At 57.0% G+C, this 1,126-nt stretch carries 1 protein-coding gene; it reads left to right on the top strand.

Annotated features, from left to right (window positions below; translation table 11 throughout):
• Window positions 1–1,126 (top strand): SdrD B-like domain-containing protein (locus tag J2I48_RS28095; protein WP_207338862.1); only part of this gene is annotated, 1,126 nt, incomplete at both ends.

Raw genomic sequence — 1,126 nt, 5'->3', positions numbered from 1 at the left:
GGCCAATGAGTTCAACCCCACGGTGGATGCTGGTTTCTATAAGCCTGCCTCACTGGGTGACTATGTCTTTAATGACAAGAACCGCGATGGCATTCAGAATGCTGGTGACTCGCCGATTCCGGGTGTGCTGGTCACGCTTTACTCAAACGGTTCGGCGGTGGCTACCACGACAACCGATGCCATGGGTGCTTACTCGTTCACGGGTCTGACGCCTGGTTCGGCCAACGTTTATCAGGTACAGTTCGCTAAACCGGCTTCATTTAGTTCAACCTCAGCCAATGTTGGTTTCGACGGGCTGGACTCTGATGCGGACCCCATTACGGGTCTGAGCCAGACGTTGACGCTGACCTCAGGAGAAAATAACACCTCGGTTGATGCGGGTTTCTACCAGCCAACCGCTGGCCTGGGCGATTATGTCTTTGAAGACAAGAACGCCAACGGTACGCAGGACGCGGGTGATACCCCAATCTCGGGTGTACTGGTGACCTTGTACCAAAACGGCTCAGCGGTTGCCACAACAACGACGGATGCGACGGGTGCTTATAGCTTCACGGGCCTGACACCTGGTAATAGCAACACCTACGCCGTAGGCTTCACAAAGCCAGCCGGGTTTAGCTCGACCTCGGCCAACGTGGGTGATGATACAAAAGACTCCGACGCCGACGTGGTGACGGGCTTAACGCAGTCAGTAACGCTGGCAGCAGGTGAGTTCAACCCCACGCTTGATGCTGGCTACATCAAGCCTGCTTCAATTGGCGACTACGTCTTTAACGACAAGAACAAAGACGGTGTGCAGAATGCGGGTGACACCCCCATTCCAGGTGTACTTGTCACGCTCTATCTCAATGGCTCGGCCGTGGCCACCACCACCACCAACGGGTCGGGCCTCTACAGCTTTACGGGTCTGACGCCGGGCGTCAGCAACAGCTACGTAGTGGGCTTCACCCCACCGGCCAACTTCAGCACCACCACGCCGCTCTCAGGTACGGACAAGGCCCTGGACTCGGACGCTGATCTGCTCACGGGCCGCTCGGGTAGTGTGACGCTGACCTCAGGGGAGAACAACACCACCGTCGACGCGGGCTTCTACCAGCTGACGGCTGGTTTGGGTGACTACGTCTTTGAA

The sequence above is a fragment of the Fibrella aquatilis genome (assembly GCF_017353255.1).
GTDB lineage: Bacteria > Bacteroidota > Bacteroidia > Cytophagales > Spirosomataceae > Fibrella > Fibrella aquatilis.
The sequence above is the reverse complement of the archived record's forward strand: the minus strand, read 5'-3'. Positions and strand labels throughout refer to the sequence as shown.